The organism is Allobosea sp. P1_A7, from assembly GCF_056406775.1.
This window is the reverse complement of sequence record NZ_JBFTZN010000144.1, coordinates 21,486-27,485: the sequence shown is the minus strand read 5'-3', so window position 1 is coordinate 27,485 and position 6,000 is coordinate 21,486. Positions and strand designations below refer to the sequence as shown.

The following is a 6,000-nucleotide window of genomic DNA, read 5'->3' as shown; positions in this document are numbered from 1 at the left end:
GGCATGAAACAGGCAACAGGGGGACGATCGACAGCATCGGGCCGACCCGGACGATGCCGAACCCGACGGATTTCACGCAATACGGGCTGCTCGCGAAGATCCAGCACTATGTCGACGATGTGCACCGGTTCGGCATTACCGGCGAGTTGTTCAAGCGCGAGGACAAGGTCAACGTCCTCACCTCGACAGTGTCGCCCACCGGCAATTTCCGCCCGGGCAGCTATGACACCGGCGAGGATGTCGAGCGCCAGCGTGTCTCGCTGACCTATGATTACAAGCTGCCGGGTGGCTTCCTCGACGCACGCMAATCTCTATTGGCAGAACGTCAAGCGTAACGCGCTGGTCTCAGCCTACCGCTTCACCAGCGTCATCGGTCCCTATACCCGCAACAACGAAACCGAGCAGGAGGCCTTCGGCTTCAACGGCCATGTCGTGAAGAGCTTCCAGACTGGCATCTTCTCGCACGGCATCACGCTCGGCACCGAACTGCGCACGACGACGCTGAACCAGTATTCGGCCGGTGTCGACAATTGCCGCCGGCCCTATACCGGCGCCTTCACCGCCTGCAACAACCTGCACACCAATCAGGCCGACCAGCCGAAGGTCGACGGCAATGCGATCGGCGTTTTCGCGTATGACGAGATCGGCATGCTCGACAACCGCCTGCGCCTCACGCCCGGTGTTCGGTTCGACTGGTATGAGGAGAAGCCGCAGAACACGCCGGCCTACACCAATGGCGGCTCCAGCCCGGTCGGCTTGCCGCCGTCCTCCAGCGACAGCGCCTGGTCGCCGCGGGTGCGGCTTGAATACGACGTCCTCAAGGACGCCGGCATGTTCAAGGATGTTACAGCTTTCGCGCAGTGGTCGAAGGGTTTTCGCGCGCCGACTGCAAGTGAGCTCTATGGCCGCTTCGGTGCGGTTGGGACCTATCTGCGCATCGGCGATCCCACGCTGCGCCCTGAAACCAGCAACGGCATCGATGTCGGCTTCCGCTTCGGTGACCGGGCCTTCGGTGGTTCGGTGACATATTTCCACACCAATTACCGCAACTTCATCGAGACCGTGCAGATCGCGCCGCCGAATGCACTCTATCCGCAGGGCGGCATTCAGGGGCCGCGGAACGTCGCGCGGGCCGAGATCCAGGGCGTCGAGGCGAATTTCCAGTATGCCTTCGCCGAGAACTGGCTGGCGCGCGGCTCCTTCGCCTATACCCGGGGTCAGAACAAGGACAACAACACGTTCCTGAACTCGATTCCGCCGATGCAGGGTATCGTCGCAATCGCCTATGGAACCGACATCTGGGGCGCCGAGGTCTCGACCAAGCTCGCTGCCGCACGTGACGACGTCGCTGCAACGACCGGCACGAATGCCGGTTTCAAGGCTCCGGGCTATGCGCTCTTCAATGCTTCGGCGTGGTGGCGGCCGACGAAGCTCGCCGATATCGAGCTGCAGGTCGGCGTCTACAACATCTTCGACCGCAAATACTTCGATGCGGTCAACGTTCCGACGGGCACGCTTGCCCAGGCGCGCGACTACTACAGCGAGCCGGGGCGCACGGTGAAGGCGACGCTGAAGTACCAGTTCTAGAGTCACCCCGCGGGCGGAGTAACAAAGAGGGCCGGGCAGGGATGCTCCGGCYCTTCCGGTTCGTCACGAAGGGGAACGTCTATTCGCCCTCGGGGGCTTTCACCGGGCGCGTATGCCGCGGCCCCTCCGCCAGGGATTTGAACACGCCGCGCAAGGTGCGCGCCTCCTGTTCGGTCATCTCCAGACGGTGCAGGATGTCGCGCAGATTGGCGGTCATGACCGGCTTCTTGCCGGGCGGGAAGAAGCCGCAGCGCTCGAGTTCGCCTTCGAGATAGCCGAACATCGAAAACACCGTCTCACGCGTCGCGGGCGGGGAGAGGTTGTTCTCGCGGAAGGGCGGCTCGCCATCCGTCGTCTTGAACCACTCGTAGCCGGCCAGCAGCACGGCCTGGGCGAGATTGAGCGAGGCGAAGGCCGGGTTGACGGGAAAGGTCAGGATCGCGTCGGCGAGCGAGATCTCTTCATTGGTCAGGCCGATGCGCTCGCGACCGAACAGGATGCCGACCCGCTCGCCGCCGCCGACACGCTCGGCCAGGGACGGCATCACCTCGGCTGGCGTGAAGACGCGCTTCATCTGGCCGCGTTCGCGGGCGGTGGTGGCGAGCACATGATTGAGATCGGCCGTCGCGGCGGCGGCGTCAGGGTAGAGCCGGGCATTCTCGAGGATATGGGTCGCACCGGAGGCTGCGGCGGTTGCACCCTTCTTGAGGCCTCCACCGGCGGGCCAGCCATCGCGAGGGGCCACGAGTCGCATCTCGGAAAGGCCGAAATTCGCCATGGCGCGAGCGCACATGCCGATGTTCTCGGCCATTTGCGGTTCGACCAGAATGATGACCGGGGCGGGGGTTCGCGTGGCGGGGCGGGTGCGGTCAGTGCCTGAGCCGGTCATCGGGTACTCTGTGATATCGGTCTCGCCCGGTTCTGGGACCGGGCTCGAAAGCCCGATCCTATCAGCCTGCGGCAAGAGCGGCGTCAAGCGCTACGGCGCAGGCCAAAGCCGAACCCGGCCTCCACCTTGGTGTCCATCCTGCGCTGCTGCGGTATCCGTTCTTCCTTGATCCGGAAGCTGGAGACGAGGCCGTTCAAGCGCTGGATCTGGCCGGTGAGCGAGCTGGCCGACGCGGCGCTCTCCTCGGCGAGGGCTGCGTTCTGCTGGGTCATCTCGTCCATATGGGCGACGGTCTGGCTCATCTCATCGATGCCGTTGGCCTGCTCGGCCGAGGCTGCGGAGATGTCCGAGACAGTGGCGGAGACCTTCTTCGAGGCTTCGACAATCTTTCCGAGCGCCTCGCCGGCCGAACGGACCAGACCGACACCTTGTGCGACCTCGACACCCGATTCGCTGATCAGCGAGGTGATGTCCTTCGCCGCTTCCGAGGAGCGCTGGGCCAGGCTGCGGACCTCCGAGGCGACCACCGCAAAGCCCTTGCCGGCATCGCCGGCGCGGGCTGCCTCGACGGCTGCGTTGAGCGCAAGCAGGTTCGTCTGGAAGGCGATCTCGTCGATCACCGACGTGATATCCGAGATCTTGCGCGAGGCCTGCTCGATCCGCGCCATCGCGGCGACGGCATCGGTGACGATCGCACCGCCCTTTTCTGCAACTTCGGTCGCCTCGTTGGCCAGCAGAACGGCCTGGCGGGACGACAAGGCCGATGCCTTGACGGATGCGGCGAGCTCTTCCGTCGTCGCGGCGGTTTCCTCGAGCGAGGAGGCCTGCTCCTCGGTGCGCTTCGAGAGGTCGTCGGCGCCCATATTGATCTCGCGTGCGGCATTAGCGACGTCGACCGAGGTCGTCTGGATCGTCGCGACGGTCTCGGAGAGGCGGTTCACTGCGCGGTTGAAGTCGTCGCGGAGCTTGAGATAGTCGGCTGCGATATTGTCGTCGATGCGGTAGGTCAGATCGCCCTGAGCGAGCATTTCCAGGCCAGCGRCGAGCAGCCCGACGACATGCTGCTGTTCCCGAGCGAGCATCGCCCGCTCGGCCTCGACGCGCTGGCGCTCTGCCTCGTTGCGGCGACGCTCTGCATCGGTCAGGCGTTCCTGCTCGGTGGTCTGAGCTTCGAGCCGGCGCATCTCGAGGCCGTTTTCTTTAAAAATCAGCACGGCCCGGGCCATTTCGCCGACTTCATCGCGACGCGTCTGGCCCTCGATCTCGGCATCGAAATCGCTGGCGGCGAGCCGCTCCATCGTGCCCTTCAACCGGGCCAAGGGGCCGGTGATGCTCTTCGCCGACATCCACATCGCACCACCCAGGCCAATCAACAGGCCAAGCAGGCTGCCGCCGATGACAATGGCGATGGTGCGCTTAGTCTCCGAGCTCAACCTTGCGCTGGTCGTCTCGGTATCCTTTCCGAGCATGTTGTTGAAATCGGTGATGTTGCGGACGACCGCGGTGAGCTTGCCGTCGAGTTCGTCCATCACGGCCAACGCCCGTTCGTTTTCGTCATTGGCGCCGTAATAGAGCGCGCGATCGACGCCCACCTTGATGTCGGTGACCTGCTTGGTCAGGGCATCGTATTCGGCGGCCCGCTCCGGAAGGTGGGACTGTCCCTCCTTCAGCAGTTCGAGCGCCTGACCATAGGAGCGCTGCAACTGGCTCTGGGCATTGCGCGCACCATCCGTCTCGCGAGGATAGGCAATGACCTTGTAGGCCTGAGCCAGAATATCATTTGCGGCGCGCGCCGAACGGGCAGTGGCAAGCGTCGCCTTGCTGCGCGAATTGATCAACTCGGAATAAGTGCTGTCGACTTTGCTCAACTGCACGCTGCCAAGAATCGTCGCGGCCACGCCAATCAACCCGACAATCAGCATCGCAGCTGCGATCTTGATGCTGATACGAATATTACCTAACGTCATGCTGATCGGCCCTCGAAGCGCTCGCAACAGCTGGAGCTGCGCAGCTCCGTGGCATTTCGGCGTTAAGAAAGCTGAAATTGATCGATCGGCACGCGTTTGTTTTCTGTACGAGACCTTTGGAGGCGGGGTCCGGCCATGAGCCGCGCAAGTATTCCTGCGGCCTGAACTGCATGGCCGGCGCCCTATTTTGGTCCTTTCGGGCCCCGCCGGGACCCCGAAACGGCAGGGGAGCGCCTCAGCGCTCCGCCGCCGCCTCCACAGCACGCATCACGCGCAGCATGTTGCCGCCCGCGAGCTTCTCCAGGTTCTCTTCCGACCAGCCACGGCGAATCAATTCGGCGATCAGGGCCGGGAAGGTCGAGTTGTCCTCCAGTCCTTCCGGCGCGGTGCCGCCGAAGAAGTCGGAGCCAATGCCGATATGGTCGTAGCCGATGCGCTTGGCGAGATAGTCGAGATGGTCGCAATACTGCGCCAGCGTCGCCGTCGGGCGCGGGCCGGATTTGGCGACCATCTCTGCCTCGGCCTTCTTGTAGTCCATGCCGTCCGGTGTCTTGCCGTACTGGTCCTTGGCGGGACGGTGCCAGTCGCGCGAGGCCTGGCTGATGAAGTCAGGCACGAAGGTCGCCATGACGATGCCGTTGTTCCCGGCGACGCGGTCGAGCACATCGTCAGGCACGTTGCGGGGGTGGTCGCAGAGCGTGAACGCGTTCGAATGGGACCAGACGAGCGGCGCATTGCTGACGTCGAGCGCATCATGCATCACCTTCGGCGAGACATGGGCGAGGTCGACGATCATGCCGAGCCTGTTCATGCGCCGGACCACGTCCTTGCCGAAGGCGGAGAGGCCGTTATGGCGCGGGGCATCGGTCGCCGAATCGCACCAGTCATGCGTGCCGTTATGGCAGAGCGTCATCAGGCGCACGCCAAGGGCTGAATAGGCATCGAGGGCGTCGAGCTCGTTGTCGATCGCCGAGCCGTTCTCGATCGTCATGAACAGCGCGATCCTGCCCTCGGCCTTCGCAGCCTCGACATCGGCGGCGGAGAGGCCCGGGCGGAAGACCTTCGGATGCTTCGCCAGCACATTCTGCATCAGCGCGATCTGGGCCAGCGCGAAGCCGGCGGGCTTCGGGTGGTTCGGCGGGACATAGGCTGCGAAGAACTGGCCCGCGAGCTTGCCCGCCTGCATGCGCGGAATGTCGGTGTCGGTCTCGGGATGGACCTTGGTCAGGTCATAGGCCGCGACATCCCCCTTCGCCTTGGCATCGAGCCGGATCACATAGGGCAGGTCGTTATGGCCGTCGATCAGCGGAGCGCGCTCGAGCAGAGCGAGCGCCGCGGCATAGGCATTGTCCTGGACTGGAGTTTTGGCGAGGGCCATGGCGCACCTTGGAGGGGATTCGAAACGGTGGGGATCGTGGCAGGGCTTTGCAGGCGAGGCGAGGGGCGATGACGCATGCCGGCTCGCTGTCTGGTGCGTGCGGCGTCAGGCCCGAGCCTGACCCGGTCTCCTTGCGAAGCATCCTTCCCGGCGGCGGCAAGCGCCCCCGGAAATGACGG

4 protein-coding genes and 1 pseudogene are annotated in these 6,000 nt (G+C 64.2%); 2 read left to right on the top strand and 3 right to left on the bottom strand.

What is annotated here, in order from left to right; all coding sequences use genetic code 11:
* Both AC1D34_RS22890 and AC1D34_RS22885 read left to right on the top strand, forming a co-directional pair.
* Positions 1 to 335: pseudogene (locus AC1D34_RS22890) on the top strand (TonB-dependent hemoglobin/transferrin/lactoferrin family receptor); the annotation flags it as partial.
* On the top strand, positions 286 to 1,587 hold the full coding sequence (locus tag AC1D34_RS22885; RefSeq protein WP_476825422.1) for a TonB-dependent receptor domain-containing protein: 1,302 nt from the start codon (positions 286 to 288) through the stop codon (positions 1,585 to 1,587). The pseudogene AC1D34_RS22890 and the gene AC1D34_RS22885, both read left to right, overlap by 50 nt.
* A 79-nt stretch (positions 1,588 to 1,666) precedes the next feature.
* Here AC1D34_RS22885 and AC1D34_RS22880 read toward each other — a convergent pair whose 3' ends face one another.
* The 3 genes from AC1D34_RS22880 to AC1D34_RS22870 all read right to left on the bottom strand — a co-directional run bounded on the left by AC1D34_RS22880 (position 1,667) and on the right by AC1D34_RS22870 (position 5,821).
* Positions 1,667 to 2,476: an RNA methyltransferase gene (locus AC1D34_RS22880; RefSeq protein WP_441491464.1), complete on the bottom strand. Its 810-nt coding sequence runs from the start codon at positions 2,474 to 2,476 to the stop codon at positions 1,667 to 1,669.
* Positions 2,477 to 2,559: 83 nt separating this feature from the next.
* A complete protein-coding gene (locus AC1D34_RS22875; RefSeq protein WP_476825421.1) occupies positions 2,560 to 4,443 on the bottom strand; it encodes a methyl-accepting chemotaxis protein in 1,884 nt (627 codons plus the stop codon).
* 235 nt (positions 4,444 to 4,678) lie between these two features.
* On the bottom strand, positions 4,679 to 5,821 hold the full coding sequence (locus tag AC1D34_RS22870; RefSeq protein WP_441491462.1) for a dipeptidase: 1,143 nt from the start codon (positions 5,819 to 5,821) through the stop codon (positions 4,679 to 4,681).
* Between the last annotated feature and the right edge of the window lie 179 nt (positions 5,822 to 6,000).